General features: G+C 58.3%; 18 protein-coding genes. 6 read left to right on the top strand and 12 right to left on the bottom strand.

Features of this window, described 5'->3' with window-relative positions:
• Positions 1-5 precede the first annotated feature (5 nt).
• From GEV38_RS23900 to GEV38_RS23930, 7 genes are all read right to left on the bottom strand, one after another.
• The gene (locus GEV38_RS23900; protein WP_173896037.1) at positions 6-1,301 is read right to left on the bottom strand and encodes an FAD-binding oxidoreductase; all 1,296 of its coding nucleotides are present in this window, start codon (positions 1,299-1,301) and stop codon (positions 6-8) included.
• A gap of 96 nt (positions 1,302-1,397) precedes the next feature.
• The gene (locus tag GEV38_RS23905; protein WP_084850296.1) at positions 1,398-2,237 is read right to left on the bottom strand and encodes an ABC transporter substrate-binding protein; all 840 of its coding nucleotides are present in this window, start codon (positions 2,235-2,237) and stop codon (positions 1,398-1,400) included.
• Positions 2,238-2,297: 60 nt separating this feature from the next.
• Positions 2,298-3,062 carry an amino acid ABC transporter ATP-binding protein gene (locus GEV38_RS23910; RefSeq protein ID WP_084850295.1) on the bottom strand — a complete coding sequence of 255 codons (765 nt, stop codon included), beginning with the start codon at positions 3,060-3,062 and terminating at the stop codon, positions 2,298-2,300.
• A gap of 15 nt (positions 3,063-3,077) precedes the next feature.
• Positions 3,078-4,043 (bottom strand): amino acid ABC transporter permease, encoded by a 966-nt coding sequence (locus GEV38_RS23915; RefSeq protein WP_173896039.1) that lies wholly within the window; start codon positions 4,041-4,043, stop codon positions 3,078-3,080.
• Positions 4,044-4,213: 170 nt separating this feature from the next.
• On the bottom strand, positions 4,214-4,429 hold the full coding sequence (locus GEV38_RS28115) for a DUF2635 domain-containing protein (RefSeq protein ID WP_084850293.1): 216 nt from the start codon (positions 4,427-4,429) through the stop codon (positions 4,214-4,216).
• Complete coding sequence (locus GEV38_RS23925; RefSeq protein ID WP_084850292.1) at positions 4,426-5,016, bottom strand: hypothetical protein; 591 nt, start codon at positions 5,014-5,016, stop codon at positions 4,426-4,428. Before GEV38_RS23925 ends, GEV38_RS28115 begins: the two co-directional genes overlap by 4 nt.
• Positions 5,017-5,046: 30 nt before the next feature.
• Complete coding sequence (locus GEV38_RS23930; protein WP_143514716.1) at positions 5,047-5,283, bottom strand: hypothetical protein; 237 nt, start codon at positions 5,281-5,283, stop codon at positions 5,047-5,049.
• Between the two features lie 175 nt (positions 5,284-5,458).
• On the opposite strand from GEV38_RS23930, the gene GEV38_RS23935 reads away from it, so the two are divergent.
• Positions 5,459-6,274, top strand: coding sequence for a type ISP restriction/modification enzyme (locus GEV38_RS23935; protein WP_084850291.1), 816 nt, complete (start codon positions 5,459-5,461; stop codon positions 6,272-6,274).
• 382 nt (positions 6,275-6,656) lie between these two features.
• Here GEV38_RS23935 and mobI read toward each other — a convergent pair whose 3' ends face one another.
• Positions 6,657-7,118, bottom strand: a complete 462-nt coding sequence (gene mobI / locus GEV38_RS23940; protein ID WP_084850290.1) for a conjugative transfer protein MobI(A/C) — start codon at positions 7,116-7,118, stop codon at positions 6,657-6,659.
• A gap of 330 nt (positions 7,119-7,448) precedes the next feature.
• On the opposite strand from mobI, the gene GEV38_RS23945 reads away from it, so the two are divergent.
• The 4 genes from GEV38_RS23945 to GEV38_RS23955 all read left to right on the top strand — a co-directional run bounded on the left by GEV38_RS23945 (position 7,449) and on the right by GEV38_RS23955 (position 13,963).
• Positions 7,449-9,254, top strand: a complete 1,806-nt coding sequence (locus GEV38_RS23945; RefSeq protein WP_069868783.1) for a DEAD/DEAH box helicase — start codon at positions 7,449-7,451, stop codon at positions 9,252-9,254.
• 605 nt (positions 9,255-9,859) lie between these two features.
• Positions 9,860-12,238 (top strand): SIR2 family protein, encoded by a 2,379-nt coding sequence (locus GEV38_RS23950; RefSeq protein ID WP_172402788.1) that lies wholly within the window; start codon positions 9,860-9,862, stop codon positions 12,236-12,238.
• A 1,195-nt stretch (positions 12,239-13,433) separates the two neighbouring features.
• Positions 13,434-13,676, top strand: a complete 243-nt coding sequence (locus GEV38_RS27860) for a hypothetical protein (RefSeq protein WP_054573620.1) — start codon at positions 13,434-13,436, stop codon at positions 13,674-13,676.
• 23 nt (positions 13,677-13,699) lie between these two features.
• On the top strand, positions 13,700-13,963 hold the full coding sequence (locus GEV38_RS23955; RefSeq protein ID WP_054573619.1) for a DUF3077 domain-containing protein: 264 nt from the start codon (positions 13,700-13,702) through the stop codon (positions 13,961-13,963).
• Between the two features lie 450 nt (positions 13,964-14,413).
• Here the strand turns inward: GEV38_RS23955 and GEV38_RS23960 are convergent, their stop codons facing one another.
• The 3 genes from GEV38_RS23960 to GEV38_RS23970 form a co-directional block, all read right to left on the bottom strand.
• On the bottom strand, positions 14,414-15,778 hold the full coding sequence (locus tag GEV38_RS23960) for a hypothetical protein (protein WP_054573618.1): 1,365 nt from the start codon (positions 15,776-15,778) through the stop codon (positions 14,414-14,416).
• Entirely contained in the window at positions 15,775-16,242 is a 468-nt protein-coding gene (locus GEV38_RS23965; protein ID WP_054573617.1) for a hypothetical protein, read from the bottom strand. The genes GEV38_RS23960 and GEV38_RS23965 overlap by 4 nt, the downstream gene beginning before the upstream one ends.
• Positions 16,243-16,369: 127 nt before the next feature.
• On the bottom strand, positions 16,370-16,630 hold the full coding sequence (locus GEV38_RS23970; protein ID WP_054573616.1) for a hypothetical protein: 261 nt from the start codon (positions 16,628-16,630) through the stop codon (positions 16,370-16,372).
• A gap of 120 nt (positions 16,631-16,750) precedes the next feature.
• Here GEV38_RS23970 and GEV38_RS23975 point away from each other — a divergent pair, with 120 nt between their 5' ends.
• Positions 16,751-17,626: a WYL domain-containing protein gene (locus GEV38_RS23975; protein ID WP_054573615.1), complete on the top strand. Its 876-nt coding sequence runs from the start codon at positions 16,751-16,753 to the stop codon at positions 17,624-17,626.
• Between the two features lie 66 nt (positions 17,627-17,692).
• Here the strand turns inward: GEV38_RS23975 and GEV38_RS23980 are convergent, their stop codons facing one another.
• The gene (locus tag GEV38_RS23980) at positions 17,693-19,231 is read right to left on the bottom strand and encodes an MFS transporter (RefSeq protein ID WP_054573614.1); all 1,539 of its coding nucleotides are present in this window, start codon (positions 19,229-19,231) and stop codon (positions 17,693-17,695) included.
• Between the last annotated feature and the right edge of the window lie 142 nt (positions 19,232-19,373).

Raw genomic sequence — 19,373 nt, forward strand, 5'->3', positions numbered from 1 at the left:
GAGTGCTAATTATTGTAACGCGCGCGGGCTTCCTGGAACTTGTCCATCAGCTTCAGCCCGGCATACACCGCTTGCGCCGCCGCCGACCCGAACGGCCCACCGTTCCACTCCAGGCCGTAGGCATCGAACAGACGGTAACGGTCGCTATCACCGCAGACCGCTTCGGCGACTACCCGCGCGCCCACGGGCGCGGTGTTCATACCATGGCCCCCAAATGAAGTACAAGCCCACAACCCCGGGCCCAGCGGGCCGATTTGCGGCATCTTATGGCGGGCGTAGCCCATCAATCCGGACCAAGCCTTGGCAATCTTCAAACCCTGCAACTGCGGGTACACGCCTAGGATGTCGCGGGTCAGCAACTGCCCCAGGCGGTGTTCATCCTGCAGGTTGTGCGTGGTGATATGGCCACCCCAGAGCAGGCGGTCGCCCTCGACGATTCGGTAGTAGTCAGAAGCGCGGCGGTTGTCACCGACCGCATCCGGGGTACGTACTACTTCATGCAGCTGTTCACCCAGGTGTTCGGTCAGCACCACATAGGTGGCAATTGGCAGGAAAGCCCGGTGTAACCTGCCAAACTCGGGGCCGCCATAGCCGCCGCAACAGTACACCACATCGTTGCAAATGACCGCGCCCTGGGCGGTGATCACCCGGTGGTGACCGTGCTTGCGCTCAACCCGCAGCATGGGCGACTGTTCATGCAGGCGGCCGCCGGCAAGTTCGACCAGCTCGGCCAAGCCCAGGCAGTAGTTCAAGGGGTGGAAGTGAAAACCATGGCTGTCGCGCAGCCCCTGGAAGTAGCGGTCGGTGTTCAGCCGGCTGCGCAGTGCCTGGGTATCGAGATACTCCATGTTGAAGTCGAAGTCGCGGGCCATGCGGTCGCGGGTGCGCTGCAGGTTGTCGGCGTCATCGTAGCGCACAACGCTGAGCTTGCCGGTGGTGACGGCGCAACCCGGTAGCTGGTGGCGCGCAATGGTGTCGCGGACAATATCGACGCCCTCTAGCGAAAGGCGGAACAGTGCCGCTGCGGTCTGCTTGCCACAGCGGCGCTCGATCGCCGACAGCCCCTCTGACCAGCCCTGCAGCACGAAACCGCCATTGCGCCCGGAGGCACCCCAGGCCACCCGTGCCGCCTCCAGCAATACCACCGAGCGCCCGCGCGCCAGCAGTTCACGGGCCACGCTAAGGCCGGCTAGACCGCCACCGATCACGCAGACATCGGCCCGGGTTTCGCCGCTTAAACTGGCGCGCTGCGGGGCAGGGCGCATGGTTCCGGTGTAGTAGTTGTTGCTGTAGCTGGACATCGGCAGGGTCATCCTCTTACTGGGCGCTGCAGGTTTTGCGGGCATGGGGGTGCCGCACGCCCTTCAGTTAAAGGGCGTTGGCATTCGGGTCCAGGGTTACTGCACTTGCGTGAGGTCGACGCCGTACCACTTCTCGGACAGCTGCTTGAGCGTGCCGTCGGCCTTCATACTTTCGACGGCCTTGGCCAGCGCGGCATTAAAGGCGTCGTCGCCCTTGTCGGTGGCGATGGCCAACGGCTCGTAATAGGCGGGCTTGCCCTGCACCGGGGCGATCGGGTAACCGGCCTTGATTGCCCCCATGATGGTAGGCAGCGCCGACAGGGTGGCGTCCAGTCGAGTGCCATTGCCCATGCGCAGGTCGTCCAGCGGACCCATGCTGTCGCCGTAGGTTTGCACATCGCCCGGCTCGACTTCATAGGTGAAGGCTGGCACGTCCGCAGCGTCGATCTTCAGGCGGCGGTTGATGTAGTCCTCGGAGGTGGTGCCGGCTTCTACGCCGATGGTCTTGCCATTGAGGTCGGCCGCGCTGGCGCCAGCGGCGTCCCTGTGTACGGCGAACACGTACGGGGTGTAATAGTAAATAGCCGGGAAATCGAGCACACGGCCACGCTCGGTGGTGGGGGTCATCGAGCCGACCGACAGGTCCCAGCGGCTGGCCCAGCGCCCGGCGGTGATGATGCCGTACTCGGGAGTGACGAATGCCACCTTGCTGCCCAGGCGCTTGCCAATCTCGTTGGCCACATCGATGTCGAAGCCCTTCAGGGTGTTGTCTTCGCCGAGGAACGACTGCGGTGGCCAGTTGGCGGCGGTGGCCACCTTCATCACCTTGCTCTGGTGGATGCGGTCTAGGGTGGCCCCGGCCCAGGCGGCACCGGCAATCAGCGTCAGGCTGCCGGCAACGGCGGTGAGTGCAAACAAGCGTGCGACTGGGTTCATTCAGTAAGTCTCCGGACTGCGATTGTTGTTTTGGTGTTGGCACAGCGGTAGACACAGACCTCAGTGGCTGAGGATCTGCGAAAGGAACTCTCTGGCGCGCGGATGGCGCGGGTTGTCGAAAAACGCGTTCGGTTGGCCCTGCTCAATGACCTGGCCCTGGTCCATGAAGATGATGCGATCGGCAACCCGGCGGGCAAATCCCATTTCGTGGGTAACGCAGAGCATAGTGATGCCGTCCTGGGCCAGTTCGCCCATCACGTCGAGCACTTCCTTGACCATTTCCGGATCAAGCGCCGAAGTTGGTTCGTCGAACAGCATGATGCGCGGCTTCATGCACAGAGCACGGGCAATGGCTACGCGCTGTTGCTGCCCCCCGGAGAGCTGCCCTGGGAACTTATTGGCCTGGCTGGCGATGCGGACGCGGTCGAGGTACTCCAGGGCCAGAGCGCGAGCCTGGGCCTCGTTCAGCTTGCTGACCAGGCGCGGGCCGAGCATCAGATTTTCCAACACGGTCAGGTGCGGAAACAGATTGAACTGCTGGAACACCATGCCGACCTGGCGGCGGATCGCGGCCACGCTGGCAGCATCACGGTTCAGCGGGTTGCCGGCGATCAGCACCAGGCCTTTCTGGAAGTCTTCCAGCAGGTTCAGGCAGCGGATCAGCGTGGACTTGCCAGAGCCGGACGGGCCACAGACCACCACGATCTCGCCGCTGGCGATTTCCAGGTCGATGCCTTTGAGTACGTGAAACTCGCCGTACCATTTCTCCAGGCCGCGGATCGATACGGCGGCCTGGGTGGCAGCAGGGGTGAAAGGCTGGTTCATCTTCAGGCTCCTCGATCAGCGGTGGGCGCGGTCGAAACGTTTTTCCAGGCGCGACTGCACAGTTTCGAGCAGGATCGACAGTACCCAGTACAAGACAGCGGCGGTGATCAGCATTTCCAGGTGACGGAACTCGGCACGGCCCTGGGTACGGGCGAGGAACATCAGCTCCCACACACCGATCACCGACACCAGCGAGCTGTCCTTGAGCATGGAGATGAACTGGTTGCCGGTGGGCGGGATGATCAGGCGCATCGACTGCGGCAGGATCACCCGGGTCATGGCCTGAAATGGGGTCAGACCAATCGCTCGCGACGCCTCCCATTGCCCGCGCGGGATGCTGCTGATCCCGGCACGGAAGATCTCGGTCATGTAAGCGCCATAGCACAACGACAAGGCCAGGATGCCTGCCGGAACAGCTCCAACCACATAGCCGAGCTGGGGGATACCGAGGTAGATCAGGTAAATCTGGATCAACAGCGGCACACCACGAAAGAACGAGGTGTAGAAGCTAGCAATGGCGATGGCGAAGCCGTTGGAGGACAGCCGCGCAGTGGCCCCCAGTAGCGCAAGGACGAAGGCGATGGCGATCGAAATGGTCGACACATAGACGGTGGTGAACACCCCCTGGGTGATCATGAAGCCGACTTTGCTGGCAATGAAACTGTAGGACAGGTCGAAGGTGTCGAAGAACAGCAGGAACAGCAGCAACAGCTCGCACCACACCGTGATCACCTGGGCCCGCAGCGGGAAGCGGCCAAGGATGAACAGGTTCAACACCAGGGTGACAGCGAGAGTGCCAGCCACGGCGATGTTGCGCAGCAGCGGTGCCTGCAAGTCGAGCACGATCGGGCCCATCAGCTTGGCTAGGCTGCCCTCACCCACGCCATAGAACAGGGCGAGGGCGAAGATCACGGCCGCGACTAGGCACATAAATGCCGGGTTGTCGGTCGCGCGCGGTTTGACAATGTGGTCTCTGTACATGGGGTTCGTGCCTCACGGAGCTGGGCTCGTTTGTTGTTGTGGGGTCATTGTAGGGAGGCGAAGAGAAGGTAAGAACCTGCTGGAATGCAAAAAATGAACGGTTTTTACTGACATTTGAATGGTTTTCATCCCGACAAATGCAGATCGATACCTGGCAGATTGCTGGCCTACTACCGAGTCGAGTACAGATGTAGCAGTCGAGTAACCTTGGGCCCTTGGGTATTTTCTGGCCGGGCCTTGTACGTTCCGTACTCGGCAAATGACGTGACCACGCGCCACCAGACGCTGTCGGTCACTTCGCGGCCCGCAGCGGGCAGCAAGTCGCCCGCCTGCGGGTCCGGTACGGCGCGGCCAGCAGCCGGCACCACGGTGATGCGCTGGGTCATGGTTCGGGATCTCCGGAGAATTTCACTTCGATACGCCCGTCTGGGCCTGGGTACTGCAGGTTGCGGTCAGCCGGGTCGATGCAGTCCATGTTGATGGTGGCCCCGGTGAAGGGTGGCAAGCCGTCGAGCTCATGCTCGAGCCAAGTCTCGGCGGGATCCGTCGACTTGTTGCGACCGAGCTGGAACGCCGCCGAGAAACTGAAGCGGTAGACCACCCGAGCACGATTGATCAGCACCAAGCCGCCGCCGTCGTAGACGATCGGGTCGTATTCTTCTCCCGGTCGCCAGCCGACCAGGGCACGCCATAGTTCCCTGCGGAAGTCGTGCAACAGGTCGCTGGCCTGCTGGCCGCGCTCGTCCTTGGTGTCCATGGCGAGCACCACCTCGAAGCGGTCCTCGATATCCTGAATCACGGCATTCGTAGCCTTATTGTCGCCCGCCTTGTCATCGGCAGCGATCACGTAGGCCGAGGGGTTCTTCAACAGCACCGACTCGCTAACAGCATCCAGGTCGATGCCGCCCGATACCCTGGCAGCCAGGCTCGGGCAGTTCTCGCGCAGGTGCGCGATGATGGGGGAGATTTTCATGGTGAGGTTCCGGCCCGTCGGGCCTGATGGTCAGGGAAGTGCGGCAGCGAACGCGGCGGACAGGATCGCTTGCACCTTGGCCCTCTCATCCTGCAGGGCGTCTTCCATGTAGTTGGCCCGAGGCGCGATGCGCCAACCGCTGGATGCACGTTGTGCCAGGGCTGCGGCCCGCTCTCCTTTGGCGCGGCGCTTGCCAGATGCCAGCCCGCGAACACGCCCACCCTGCTTCACCCCGTAATGCAGGTAAGCCGGGTAGTAATCCTTCATGTCTGGTCTTGTGCTCGTGCACCTCGTCGATCAACGCCATGTGGGGCCTTGGACCAGACTGACCATCGTCCGAACTGATCGGGCGGAAGAATGATCCCGACTTGAGATAAGCCAAGTTCCAGATGTTCTGGCCGGTGCCGCTGCAGACCAGGCGCTTCGTCAACTCCGGCGATTGTTGCACCATCGCCACCGCATCATCGTGCTAGGCGACAAAGGCGAAAAGAGCGCGTTAGCACTGTTCGAAAACTACTCCAACGGTGTGAAAACTCAGCGTGATGCCTGGGCCTTCAATTCCAGCAAAACCAAGCTGGAAACCAACATGAGCAAAATGATCGGCTTTTACAACGCCGAAGTAGAGCGCTTCAATGCGGCTTATCCTGAGCTGGACGCAAAAGTACGCCAGACGAAGGTGGACGGCTTCATCAATACCGACCCAGCTCGTATCAGTTGGACTGTCAATTTAAAGCAGGATTTGGGGAAAAACAGCAGCTATGCCTGCGAAACTGAATGCATTACGCGTAGCTTGTATCGCCCCTTCACTAAGCAATGGCTCTATTACAACCGTCGCCTCAACGAAAGGGTCTACCAGATGCTGCGCATTTTTCCAGGCGCTGGGAGAGACAACTTGGCGATAAATACAACTTCAGCAGGCGGTCTGTTTTCTGTTCTCATAACCGACACCCTGCCAAGCAAATTTGTTGGCGAGGATGTTGCGCAATGGTTGCCACTCTATCTCTATGAAGAGTCCGCAAAGACTGCCAAGGACGAGCTGTTTGCCGAGCCCGTTGAAGGTGGCTTGCGCCGCCGCGATGCCATCACCGACGCTGGCCTGGCCCATTTCCAGAGCGCTTACCCTGGCGAGCAGATCTGCAAGGAAGACCTGTTTTACTACGTTTACGGCATCCTCCATTCGCCGGACTACCGCGAACGCTTTCCCATTTGCGTAATGAACCGCATTGCATTCGAACAGCAGCGAGGCAGTGAGGGGTAGCGCGTTACCGTCACCACCCGCTACGCGACACAGGTACCAGCTAGGTCGACACCTACCAAAGATTATTTTATGAAAGTGAAGCCCTTCACTACTAATACACATCACAGTTCGCCGGCTGACTTGTTCGTAGGCGTCACTGCTAATAGCAAATATGACCTCCGCTCGCCCGCCTGCAGAGGCCTGCTGGCTGACGGCGCGTAGATTTAGCGCCCTACACTGCTTATAGCACGTACCCGTCGCCTTCCCTGACGAAGCGCAGCAGCATGCCTCGCCGGAGTTCACTGCTGATACGAGAAAGCCCCGCCAGACCATGCTGCACGGGGCTTTCGGGCATTGAAATCGGTTCAGATCCGTTCGGCACTGCTTATAGTGCACTCAGCCCCTACTCCTCCGAGCAGAGATCGCCATGATCGAGCGCCTGATATCGAGATAGCTTTTTCTCATAGGCTACCAACGTCCGACGCAGCTGACGATTCTCACTGGCGATGCTGCGAATCTCAGCAAGACGCTCCTCGACCTGTAAAACGAGGCGACGGTAAGGGAATTTAACAAACTCAAACGAGGAAGCCGGGTATTTGTGCTTGCCGTTGCCTTTAGGAATAGTCAGGGGCGCGAAATTGTTTTTTTGCCCTTGCAATGGCACCAGTCTGCACCAGTAGATCGAGTACGCGTTCGGGCTCGTTTGCTTGATTGACACAGCAGCCACGACAGATTTGACCCCGGTATTTTTGTATATCTTCATGGACGCATCCATATAGCTTGCGGCCAGGCATCTCGCGTCCGCAAGCAACTGCTCGTACTGCTGATCCAGCAGGGTAACTATCGTCTGTGCTTCTTTACTCATGGCCAAGGCTCTATTCTCTGTAAGAGCCAAAATGGTGACCGTTCGGTGAGTTCCCGGAATTCGATTTCAGACCGTTCTACCGTCGGAAATAGACCGCCATGGTCAGCGTATTGCGCGCGTCTCGGCGTTATTCAGGCCGGAATGTACGCGTCGATGTTCAAAGCTCTGCAACCAGGCCAGAACGAACAGGCTGTCACGCTCTGCATCGGGCAACATTGAGCGACGGGGTCTGTGGCTTCCGGGTTCTGGAAAACGCCATTTGGGGCGTATCTTGTATGATCAGCTCGGCCGTTGTGACACAGCCCTCTCAACCCTAACGGAAGGACCCTTATGACAAACCCATTCCAGGACCGCGAGCCACACATCGAGAACAACGAACGTATCCGCACCCCCCAGAAGGGTGTTTTCCTCGCCCTGAACGAGGTTTTCGGGGCGGGTGGCGAAGAGCGTGAGTTCGCGGTCATACTGCCGGTCGGATGTGGTAAGTCCGGGAGCATCACGATATCGCCTTTTGCCTTCCGCTCGCGGCGGACGTTGGTGGTCGCGCCAGGCGTGGCCATCGCTCAGCAGTTGGCCAGTGATTTCGACCCGTCCAATCCCAATATGTTCTACCAGAAGTGCGCGGTGCTCGTCGGGGCGCCCTATCCTGAACCTGTCGAAATCCGAGGGATGACGACCAACCGGGCAGACTTGGACGAGGCGCACGTCGTCATTACAAATATTCAGCAGCTCCAGGGCGGCGACTCAAACCGCTGGCTGCGTCAACTGCCGGCCGACTACTTCGACCTGATTCTGGTCGACGAGGGTCACCACGGCGTAGCCGAGAGCTGGCAGGCCCTCAAGGCTCAGTTTCCCGAAGCGCAGATCGTCAACTTCAGCGCGACGCCGATGCGCGCCGATGGCCAGCTCATGGAGGGGCGCGTCATCTACACGTACCCTATCTTCGAAGCGATCCGCGAAGGCTACGTCAAACGCCTTAAGGCCGTGCAACTGAACCCGCGCACGCTCCGTTACGTGCGCCGCGAAGACGGTCAGGAGATCGAGGTAGGGCTTGCCGAGGTACGCAGGCTGGGCGAGGAAGACGCCGATTTCCGGCGCAGCATCGTAACTTCTACCGAAACGCTGAACACCATCGTGGATGCGTCTATTCGTGAGCTACGCCGGCTGCGCGAGGAAACTGGCGAAGTCCGACTGAAGATTATCGCCTCGGCTCTCAATTACGAGCACTGCCGGCAAGTCGTCGAAGCCTACGTCGCACGGGGCCTGCGCGCCAGCTACGTGCATTCGCGAGAGAATGCGCCGGCGAACCAGAGAGTGATGCAGCGGCTGGAAAGCCACGAGCTCGATGTGATAGTCCAGGTGCGCAAGCTCGGCGAAGGGTTCGACCATCCGTACCTGTCCGTGGCCGCCGTGTTCAGCATCTTTAGCAACCTGTCCCCGTTCGTTCAGTTCGTCGGCCGCATCATGCGCGTCATACGGCAGAACGCTCCCGGCGACGTCCTGAACCAGGGCGTCGTCGTATTCCATGCTGGCGCGAACATCGCCAGACGCTGGGCTGACTTCCAGGAGTTCAGCGAAGCCGACCGCGACTATTTCGACCAGTTGCTGCCAGTGGAGGAAGTCGATCCAGATCATGCCCCCGTCGAGCGACAGGTGGAGCCGATTCCCCATGATTTGGACGGCGTGGAGGTGCGCAGCCAGTCCGATGTGCACGTCGAGGAAATTCCACTTCTGCTGGACGATGAGGCTCTGGCGGCCCTTCGCGTGCTGCAGGAGCGCGGATATACAGCGAACGACGTTGCGGCTGCTTACCAGACCCTGCAGCCACTGCCGACAACTCGTGTACGCGAGCGGCAGGCGATGCGTGACGGGCTTCCGATTCGAGTTCGAACGGCAGCTGGACGGATTCTCGGTGAGCGGGACATCAACCCGAATGGTCGCGAGCTCGATATGCGACGTCTCGGTAGGACGAACTTGATCGTTATGATTGCTGCCATCAACAGTCAGGTAAATACCTTTGTCGGTATGGGAACGGGACAACGGCACGAGTTCTCGCGCGAGATGCACGAGCGGATTGACCAAGGATTTGACGGCATCCTCGCGGCAGCCGTAAGGGAGGTGTTCGGTGGCAATTAAGTCGCTCGTTACCCATGTCGAAATAGATACCGCTGGCAAGGCCCATAACTGTCAAGCGAGTGCCAAGCACCGTATCGAGAAGGGCGATGTGCGCCTGAAGGTCAGAAACGGCCGGAGTTGGGATCACTACTGCCTGGACTGTGCGAAGAAAATAATTGGACGGGACATAGAGAAGCTTCAGGCGATCCAAGACATGCAGCCTCCTACCTAGCTGTTATCGAAAGGGGCCGGTTGGAATCGGGGCAACGCATATGGCCTATGACGGCAACGAGAACGGGCGCTATCGGTATCGAGTTGGACCGGCCGGGGACAGGCTGATCCGAAGCGCCATGAGTAGGTTGTCGCACAGCCCAAGTCTGCAGCCCCATCCGCCTACGCGACAAACAGGGGCGCATGACCGATATCCAACTAGCATTGCAGCCGGGCGATATCGCTAACCAAGAGCGATATCGCCAAGGGCCCAAGTCGTGTTCAATCTCATAATCTGGTCATGGCAAGGTTAGCTTGGTTTCGACTGGCAGCCACAGAATTTAGGATGACTGAATCCGTTCTTGACGGCTTCAGTTGCCCGCTACTTGGCAAACTGTCTCGTGAATGGAGGAATGATGACGCATGATATTGACGTAATTGGAGAGTTCGATCCCGAGTCCTCTATTCTCTTCTTAGGCTCTGGGTTCAGTCTCGGCGCGAGCAACATCGCGAATGGTACCCCGCCCAACGGCAGGGGGTTGCGGCGGCACTTTATTGAACAACTCAACCTTCCAGCGGATACCGACTACGATCTACAAGTCCTGAGCGAGGAATTTGCCGAGCATGACTCTGAGAAGCTTCGTGAAGAGCTCTATAGGATTTTTCGGCTGACCGAGCTAACTGCTGGACAAACGGCTGTTTTGAATGAGCCTTGGCGACGCATCTACTCGACCAACTACGATGACGCGGTCGAGTTGCATCGGTTAAAAAAGAAAGTGACGCCGAATGCCTACGATGTCTCGCAGCCAGTTCCGAACAAGCTTCCTCACGGCGCAGTAGTGCACCTCCACGGCAGCATCCGACTGATCACGCCTGATAATGTGATGAAAAGCCTGGTTCTCGGCGAAGGGTCTTACGTGAACCAGTATGTCGTGCGATCACGCTGGTACGACCAATTTCAGCGCGATCTGGCTTTCGCAAGCACCCTGTATATCGTTGGATACAGTCTCGCCGATTATCATATTGCAGGCCTACTGATGGCCAACCCTAAGCTTGCCGAGCGAACTATCTTCATACAAGGGCCCACCGTCGACGAAACGTTCCTGCGACGCACTGCACAGTACGGGCGCACTATGTTTATAGGCACCGACGGCTTCGCCGAGATTCTAGCGCGCGCTCCACGCTCAGTTGCTCCTTCACTGGATAACCTGCGCTCTTTCCGCTCGCTGTCACCCGTACGAGATAAGAAGGCAGTCGCTCGTCCGACCGCTACCGAGGTCTTTGATCTTCTAGTCTATGGCGATTTCGATCCTGGTCGCCTTGCTCGCTCGCAACCCAGTGAGGAGTACGCGATTGCTCGGGCGGATTCAGTGCGCGCGGCGGCGGATACTGTTGAGAGTAAGGCATCGCTCGTTGTAGATGGTCGTCTTGGTAACGGCAAATCGATTTTTCTTCATCTGCTTGCGTTCGAGCTTTCGTCGAGAGGATGGACCTGTCTACAGCTCCAACTCGGCCACCCAGACCTTCAGCGTGAGGTTGCGGCGCTGGCCGGGGTCGAACGATTGGTCGTGTTTGTCGACCAATATTCGGCCGCACAGGACAGTTTGCGCGGCCTTCGCGATGCTCTTCCACAGGCTAAGCTCGTGGTGGAAGTGCGGACGGGGACGTTCGAGGTCCGCTTTCACGAATTCGTAAAGCTTCTGCCCCAACCGTTTGACCGGGTGAGCCTTAACGCTCTCACACGATCCGAAATAGCCTCGTTTGGCCGGTTGTGCGAGAGTGCGGGGCTTCGTGCACCTGATCTCGATCACCGTGGCGATCTACGCGACCTTTTGCTTGATCTTTTCGAAAACGCCGCAGTCCGCGACCGAGTGAAAGAGGCTCTAGCCCCCCTGTTTGAAAATAGGGCTACTCGGCGAATTTTGACTATGACTATGTTGATCGCCACTCATCAAGGCTCCGTCGGTGCCTCATTCGTGAGAAGCGTAGTCGGCGAGGATCCCTTTATGGTGCTCAAACCGCTGGAGGATCTATCGCATGAAATTTTCGAGACGTCAGCTGATGGTTTCAGGGCTCGATCGTCTATCTTCTCCTCGTTTGTGATCGCAGCGTTCATCGGGCCAGAGGAGATCGCTGACGCTGTTGTCGAGGTGACGCTGGCCGCTGCCCAGCGGCGAAGCGAGCGATCGTATCGAATTCTCATGTCGAGCATGATTGCGTATTCGAGCTTGCGGAGAACCCTGCGCGGCAAGGGAGATCCGGACACCCTCATTGCCAGCATCTATGAACGTCTGCGATACGACGAGCGGGTGAATGGTGAGCCGCTCTTTTGGCTTCAGTATGCGATCGCGATGGCGGAAAAAACTCGGCTCGATGCAGCCGACGAATTCATCGCCACGGCCTACAGAAAGGCCGAAGAGCTTCCCGGCTTCCAAACCTACCAGATTGATACCCAAGCTTTCCGCATCGCTCTGATGCGCGCGATAGAGGAGAGCTCGGGTCAGGCTATTTTCAACATTGATGCGGTTCTTCTTGGGATTGAGCGGATTGATGCCATGCTCGGCGACGGGAGCCACCGATTCTACGCTGTGAAAGTGCTTGAATACGTTCAGCCGTTTGTGACGGCACGGCTTGGAGATTTGGTGAATGGCGAGCGGACCGCTTTGCAGTTCTGGCTTCTAAAGGTGGAAAAGTCGCTCTCTTTGCTGCCAGATGACTTCAAGGCAGCAGCTGGTTCTGAGGTAGTCCGCAAGAGCGTCGAGGCGGCTGCCAAGATGTTTATCGACCAACGTTAATCTTATGTGTGTCCGGCAAACCTCGAGTTTTTCTACCACCTTGCGCCGGACGCTCTTTATCGCACCGCCCCGAAAAGGGGACAGATTTTTAAAGGGGTCACAGTCTGCTTTTGGCCGATTGCTGCCTCCCACAGCATGATCACCGGTCAGCAATCAACAAACCAGTTGTAAAAATGGTATCCCGCGCTAACCGACACAGCACATGTGCCCAGCGTCAATAGAGGCCACCGTCCTTCGATACCAAGCCACCACTGCACCTTGAACAGAAGAGCTCCCACCAACACGCAGGCCAGAACACCGAGAGCCAGGCCAACCAAAGCGAACAGCCGAGCCCCTAACCCTGGATTTCCGCCGTGCCAGTTCTCACTCAGGCAAAAGGGGCAATGATTGGACGAAGGCGAATACCCCCAGAAACCACGGCTATATGACGCTCTCGGAACCATCGCTTTGCCACAGTTGTGGCAGGTAACCATCGAGTGTCTCATACCGCACCTCAGCTCAAATCGTCCTAGATGAGCCCATGGTGCGCTGCCGCGGAGAAAACCCAACCGCGTGACCTGACATCTACCCAGCACACGGTCTGAGCTGGACATCAAACCCTCCTGGCCACATAACCGAGGTTATGCTGTACACGACCGACTCTATTGAATGCTCCCTGGTGGGTGGCTGGCGTCGCCCGGTCGCAAAACGAAATTCAGGACGCCAGTTCAACTCCTCAAAAAGCCGCTCATCGGAAATACGTGCACGGGGGCACTTATGGGGGCACTTAAGAATAAACCTATCAATAAACTCATTTGAAACAAGAGGTTATGCATATATTTTCAATCCCCCCGGCTCCACCAAATTCCAAAGAAGAAGACGCCCTCGGGCGTCTTTTTTTGTGCCTGGTTTTTTGAGTTGAGCGAGCCCGGAAAATCAGATTTAACCCCTTCCGCGTAGGACGTTTCCCAAAGATACTCCCAGCGCCTGTTTTCCGTTGCGGTCGTTTTTTCAGAGTTTTAGTCTCGTCGGGTCGTTGTACATCAACGACCAGCTTTGACAGGCTGATGACGACCAAGCACACGGTTTTGCCTATGGCGGCTGTGTGTGGGGCACCTCGTGTGCGCCGGTTTGGTCTTCACCGGTCTGTCAACCCATACACGGCTGCCACCACTTGTTTGACAGCAAGCGCTGGTCGCTCCACTGAGGACCAAAAATGCTGAAAATAGTCCCCGATCCACCCCACCTTCCCCTTTCCTTGGAAGACACCATCATGTTGGCCTCGGACTACGCACTCTGTGCCGAAGCCGTAGCCCGGCAGGCAATGCTGATGCAGCCGCGATCGCCTGCGTCATTGTTGATCATGGCGTCAACGCAAGAGCTTGAAGCTCTGCGCAAACTTCTAGAGTCAGCGCTGGCACACATACACAAGCCAGCGGGCCCGCAAGCCGTGCACTGAATCACTACCAGGGAGATCGATCAATGGACATCGAAGACACCAAATGCACAGTCGGTAAAACCATCTTCTACCAAGGTGAAAACCAGACTCACCCACTGTTCCGCATCGAGTCCGGCATTCCCTGCCAGAACGCCCGCGAGCAAGCTTCGGAACTGATGGGCTATGCGCGGGACCTGACCATCGACGGTTTGATGGAAGACAAGCCAAAACTGATCTGGGCCGCGCATTACCTTTGCGCTTTGGGCAAGGCGCTGCTGGATGATGCGGAGCTGGGCATGATGCGCTAGCCATCTCACTTCAGCCAGCGCAGCTGCAGAGCAACCAGTTCACAGACGGGTTCGCTCATTACCCTGCGGTTTTACTCGCGAATAATCCAACGCGGTACATGGCACCGGCTGCGCCGGTGTTCGCGGATGAAACCGCACAAATTATCCGCCGAACAGTGCGTTATGTGGATTCGGTGACTGATCCGGATAGGTCAGCCGCCGATTGCTTTGCTATGGTTCCCAATTAGCGGGAAAGAGGTCTTAGTCTGCACTGGTGTGCAGCTTTGCTCCCGAATGAGAGAGTGTCCAAATGACATTGGCATTAGTACCTGTCGGCACAGCTTGCTGTGACTACATCGTATAAAAGAGCGAACACTTCGCCGCCATTGACCCCGCGCACCTGTTTTTCTTTGGTAAGAACTGTGGTTACTTTTGTTTGATAGAAGCGCCGTCCTTGGGATACCCGTCGCCCTAGAGCTTAGCGGCACGCTCAGCCAAACCATTCAGCTTTTGCGTGTAATCCAGCAACTCATCAATCTCCGCAAGCTCGACTTCACTCCAGAACTTCATATGCCGACCGTACAAGGTCCATTTGATAGCGTGAGCGCCATTCCAGAAAAGCCCCATCCACGCCGCATAGTTCAGGTTTAAAAGATTTTGCGTGGCGTACATCCGCCCGGCATTCACCGCGCTGCTGGCACCGTAGGCAAGCGCTAACATGATGCGAAAGCGCGGGTTCATTCTTCCGGGCAGCGTGTCCAATAATGCATCTGCAATAGTGGCCCCGTTGACCGCAACCTGTTTGACTACGTAGAACACCCTCATGATGACTTCCATGATCGCAGCCGGGATGCTCGTCACAAGGAACTGTCTGAAATCGTAGCCTTTCACGTACATCCACTCGATCTGCTTGCCGAAGGATTCGCCGTTGATGTTCACGTTCTCGAACATCCGCAGCAGCCCCATGAAGGGGGCCGGTAAGCCCATCCCTCGGTTCCCCTTGGCTGAAGGGGCATTTACATCGGAAAGCAGATGGCCAAACATTCTTCCCAGCAGCTGGAACAGGCCTCCCTCAGTCGGCCCCTTCGTGCTCGGGATCTGGCGTACCTCGCCGTTGACCACCACGGTGCAAGTTCCATGAATCATGTCATACACCCCGTAGAAAAAACCGAGAACGGGGTCATGAGCCAACGAACGAAGTCGGTGGTTGATCGGGTTGAGGACCTTATCCGGGGCACCAATAAGATCAGTCCAGACAGAGCTGTCCGGAGCGCCGATCTTGTATTTCTCACCTAACTTTTTGGAAAGCTCTGGAGGTAGCCAAGTGTTCAAAGTGTCTTGTACCCATTTGTTGAAGGTACCGTCTACCGGCGTATCCCATTTCGTTCCAGGTTTAGGCGGAGGCCGCACAAAAAGCAGATCGAGCACTCCCGCTAATAACCCGCTGCAACCCGCTATCGCATAGTCCCACTCATCGAGATTGTACTTCGCATTGAATGCGCCTAAGCGAGCGGTGAGTCTTGCGTCGATAGCATCAAAATCGCTTTCGTCCAGAACGTCCTTGAGCCTGGCATCCGGATGGTTCTGACGCGCTTGCGCATAGATATCATCCAGTGTGATCGGCTCACTGGAAGCTATAACAGTGAGGGGTATTTCGGTCACGACAGTGTTCAAACTATCAGTCGTGGTATCCAACGTACCGGCAAGTGCCAACAATTGTGCCTGGAGGAGCTGTATATCGGTGGCAATCTCTGCATGTGACGTTTCAATCGCCTGCGAGCGCTGATTCAACAAGGCAAGAGCGCTCAATTCATCCTGATACAGCTCATTACTCACGACGGTTTCTTCCGAGTAAGCATTTCGATGGTTTGCTTGATCATGGCAATTTCAGCCTTGAATGTCTCGGCGTTACTCAGCAAGCGCTCCTGAATGTTATAGAGCTTCGCGATAGCTTCGCCCAAAGACGCCGCAAGCTTCGCGTTTTTACGTTTTTTCATCAGCGCATAACCACCCACACCCAGCAGGGCAATGGGGGCTGCCAATACACCGATACCCGCTACCATCCCACCGCCCACCAAGGCACCTGCAGTAGCAAGGCCGGAGCTGATGCCTGCCGCAGAAAGGCCTGTATAGCCAAGCAAATACAAGGCACCCAGTGAACCTGCAGCACCCGCTGACGAGCCCAGTGCCGCTGCAAGCCCTTCCGTAATCCCTGGATAGTCATTCTCAAGCTGATCCAGAATGTTTTTAACCTGGCGAGAAGCTTCAGTCTTGACTCGATTGATCTCAACGTTGTCCATATGCATCCTTGGCTGAAATGTTGCGGGAGACTAAGAAATACCCTATGGCAAGGCAAAATGCCATCACCCCCTACCATAGAATTGAAAATATGATCCTTTGACTCATCCAAGCCTGTTGATAAGGTCCCTACCCTTTTTCTGCAGCGACTAGGCTCTGCAACAACACCAACTTGCGCTGCAACTGCGCGATGTGCGCCTGGTCGGCACGCCGCGCCGAACGCAGCTCACGGTTTTCCATCTCCCTAATCCGTGCCCATCGTGCGTTGTGACGGCATGCCAGGGCCAGTTGCCAGAGCTCACGCAACTTCATGTACTGCATCAGGAGCACCGCCAGGATTACCCCAATCAACACCAACGCCCCTGTCGAAACCGCTTCAGACATAGTCATGTCCACTTTCCTTTGCTGACTTCAATTCGTTTCAAAGACAGCGACACGATATGTAATGTTAAACGACAGGTCTAGAATGTAGACTTATACAGGTAAAGTAATCGCGCACATGGAGAGGGTATGAAACGCAAGCAATCCATCGAGCAGGTACGCTGGGACCTGGCACTTCGCTATCGCTTGATCGAGACCGTTGCCTGGTGGGAAGGCCGGCTGACCACGGGCCACCTGATACAGAGCTTTGGCATCAGCCGCCAGCAGGCGTCGAAGGACATCAATACCTACATCACCGAACATGCGCCCAAGAACTTGACATATGACAAGCAGCTAAAGGGCTATGTACCGAGCAAGCAGTTCAAGCCGCTGTTCATCGACGACAGCGCCAGCGCCTACCTGCACCTGCTTTATCAGAACAATGAGCGGGCCCCGCACATCGACGGGCTGGCACTGGCCTACGCGCATACCCGGGTGCTGGAAGTGCCGGACCGCCCCATCCGACCAGAAGTCCTGCGTCCCTTGCTCAAGGCCTGCCGTGAAGGCCTGCGCCTGGAAACCGAATACGTGTCCTTCAATACCCCCAACGTGGAAGTGCGCCTCATCGCCCCGCACACGCTGGTCTACACCGGCATGCGCTGGCACGTGAGGGCTTACTGCGAAAAGAACGGCCAGTATCGCGACTTCGTCCTCAGCCGCCTGCGTGGGCAACCAGACTTGCTCGACCAATCGCCGAACACACGCGAGCAGGACGAAGACTGGAATGTCGAGGTGCCGATCATCTTCGAACCTGACGGGCGATTGAACGCGGCGCAGAAGGCAATCATCGAAACCGACTTCGGCATGACGCAGGGGCAACTGGTGGTGCCCAGCCGCAGGGCACTGGTGAAGTACGTGTTGCAGCGTTACCTGATCGACCACCGCAACCTGGCAGTACTCCCCGAGGCGCAGCAACTGGTGGTGAGCAACCTCAAGGAACTGAAGCCATGGCTGTTGAATGACTGATTGTCGAATGCCGCGTCGAGGGGCTTGATGCCCCAGTCGCTGTGTCGTGATGCCCCGCCGCCCGCTTCATGACTGCCTCTCAGCCAGCAACACTTCCGGCACGGCCGGCAGCGACCGGCTCAGCAACACGCCAACCAGCATCGCGAACAGCAGCGCCGCCACACCGGCGACCTGCAACACGGCTTCGAAGCCCCCGATGAACGCCTGGCGGGCCAAGGGTGCCATCGTTTCCCGCAACCTGGGCTCAAGCAACGCCAACGCCGCCTGCAAATCACCCGCAGCAACCCGGGTAGTCATCGCGGCAACCTGGCCCGATTGCCCAGGCGCCACCGCAGCCATTGACTCATACAGCAACTGCCCACTACGCGCAGCCAGCACCCCCCCCAGCCCTCCGATTGCCAGCACAATCGCCCCGAACCGCGTGGTTGTACTCAACCCCGAAGCCATGCCGGTGCGCTCACGCGGCACGCAAGCCATGATGTTCTTCTGCGTATCGCCATTCAGCAGCCCGGCGCCAGCACCCAGCACCAGGCTGGCCAGGGCGAATGCACCGTAACCGCCCTGCTGCGTTGCCCAGGCACACAGCAGGTTACCCGCCCCGACCAAAACCAGGCCTAGCGCGAACACCTGCGCCGGGCTCAAGTGTGCAGCCAGACGCATGCCCAGGCGTGGCGTCAGCAGCATGGCCACGGCAAACGGCAGCATGCCCGCCCCTGCGGCCAGGGCCGACAGCTGCAGGCCGTTCTGCAAGTAAAGCGGTAGCAGGGTCATCATCACCTGGGCGCAGGCAGCATAGGCAAACATCCCCAGCAAGGCGCCAACGAAGCGCCCGCTGCGCATCAGCCGCAGGTCGATCATCGGCCGTTCCTGGCTGCGCTCGACCATGACGAACAGGCCGAACAGGAAGGCGCTGATCACCAGCCGTCCCAGGGTTTGCGCACTGCCCCAGCCCACCTGGTTGGCATCGATCATTGCCCAGATCAGGTAACCCAGGCTGCCGGCGAAAGTCAGGCTGCCCCATGGGTCGAGCCGGGCCGCAGCGGTGTCGCGGGACTCTTCGACACTGCGCAACACCATCACTGCGAGCACTGCCACCAACGGCAGGTTGATGTAGAAGATCCAGCGCCAGCCAAGGGTGCTGGCGATCAACCCGCCCAGCAGCGGCGCAAAGGTGATGGTGGCGCCCATGCAGGTGCCCCAGAAGGCCCAGGCGCGCATGCGTTCCTGGGGTTGGTGGAAGCGGTTGCCGATCGCGGCCAGGGCCGAGGTCAGCAGCAATGCCGCGCCAACGCCCTTGGCTGCCCTGGCCAGGTCGAGGAACAGCAGGTTGGGCGCCGCGCCACAGGCCAGCGAGGCGATGCCGAACAGGGCCAGGCCGAGCAGCAGCATGCGGCGGCGGCCAAAGCGGTCGGCCAGGCTGCCAGCGGGCAGCAGGCAGGCGGCAAAGGCCAGCAGGTAGGCGCTGACCACCCATTCGATATCGGCAAACGAGCCGGACAGGTCGCGGGCGATGCTGGGCAGGCTGACCGCGACGATGTTGGTGTCGAGGATGATCAGGGCACAGACCAGGGAGGCGGTGAGCAGGGTGAAACGCGCAGAGGGCATGGTGAGGCTCCAGATGCAGGGCTGGTTAGTCAAATCGCCGGGGCTGCCTTGCAGCCCATCGCAGGCAAGCCAGCTCCTACAGGGACCGCACCGCCTTCAAGGATTGCGCAATACCTGTAGGAGCTGGCTTGCCTGCGATGGA

It is taken from the genome of Pseudomonas sp. 13159349 (assembly GCF_013305685.1).
Lineage (GTDB): Bacteria > Pseudomonadota > Gammaproteobacteria > Pseudomonadales > Pseudomonadaceae > Aquipseudomonas > Aquipseudomonas asiatica.

Coding starts and splice junctions, on each gene's coding strand:
- GEV38_RS23900 (WP_173896037.1), bottom strand. CDS start 1,301: ATGTCCAGCTACAGCAACAACTACTACACCGGAACCATGCGCCCTGCC.
- GEV38_RS23905 (WP_084850296.1), bottom strand. CDS start 2,237: ATGAACCCAGTCGCACGCTTGTTTGCACTCACCGCCGTTGCCGGCAGC.
- GEV38_RS23910 (WP_084850295.1), bottom strand. CDS start 3,062: ATGAACCAGCCTTTCACCCCTGCTGCCACCCAGGCCGCCGTATCGATC.
- GEV38_RS23915 (WP_173896039.1), bottom strand. CDS start 4,043: ATGTACAGAGACCACATTGTCAAACCGCGCGCGACCGACAACCCGGCA.
- GEV38_RS28115 (WP_084850293.1), bottom strand. CDS start 4,429: ATGACCCAGCGCATCACCGTGGTGCCGGCTGCTGGCCGCGCCGTACCG.
- GEV38_RS23925 (WP_084850292.1), bottom strand. CDS start 5,016: ATGAAAATCTCCCCCATCATCGCGCACCTGCGCGAGAACTGCCCGAGC.
- GEV38_RS23930 (WP_143514716.1), bottom strand. CDS start 5,283: ATGAAGGATTACTACCCGGCTTACCTGCATTACGGGGTGAAGCAGGGT.
- mobI (WP_084850290.1), bottom strand. CDS start 7,118: ATGAGTAAAGAAGCACAGACGATAGTTACCCTGCTGGATCAGCAGTAC.
- GEV38_RS23945 (WP_069868783.1), top strand. CDS start 7,449: ATGACAAACCCATTCCAGGACCGCGAGCCACACATCGAGAACAACGAA.
- GEV38_RS23950 (WP_172402788.1), top strand. CDS start 9,860: ATGACGCATGATATTGACGTAATTGGAGAGTTCGATCCCGAGTCCTCT.
- GEV38_RS27860 (WP_054573620.1), top strand. CDS start 13,434: ATGCTGAAAATAGTCCCCGATCCACCCCACCTTCCCCTTTCCTTGGAA.
- GEV38_RS23955 (WP_054573619.1), top strand. CDS start 13,700: ATGGACATCGAAGACACCAAATGCACAGTCGGTAAAACCATCTTCTAC.
- GEV38_RS23965 (WP_054573617.1), bottom strand. CDS start 16,242: ATGGACAACGTTGAGATCAATCGAGTCAAGACTGAAGCTTCTCGCCAG.
- GEV38_RS23970 (WP_054573616.1), bottom strand. CDS start 16,630: ATGACTATGTCTGAAGCGGTTTCGACAGGGGCGTTGGTGTTGATTGGG.
- GEV38_RS23975 (WP_054573615.1), top strand. CDS start 16,751: ATGAAACGCAAGCAATCCATCGAGCAGGTACGCTGGGACCTGGCACTT.
- GEV38_RS23980 (WP_054573614.1), bottom strand. CDS start 19,231: ATGCCCTCTGCGCGTTTCACCCTGCTCACCGCCTCCCTGGTCTGTGCC.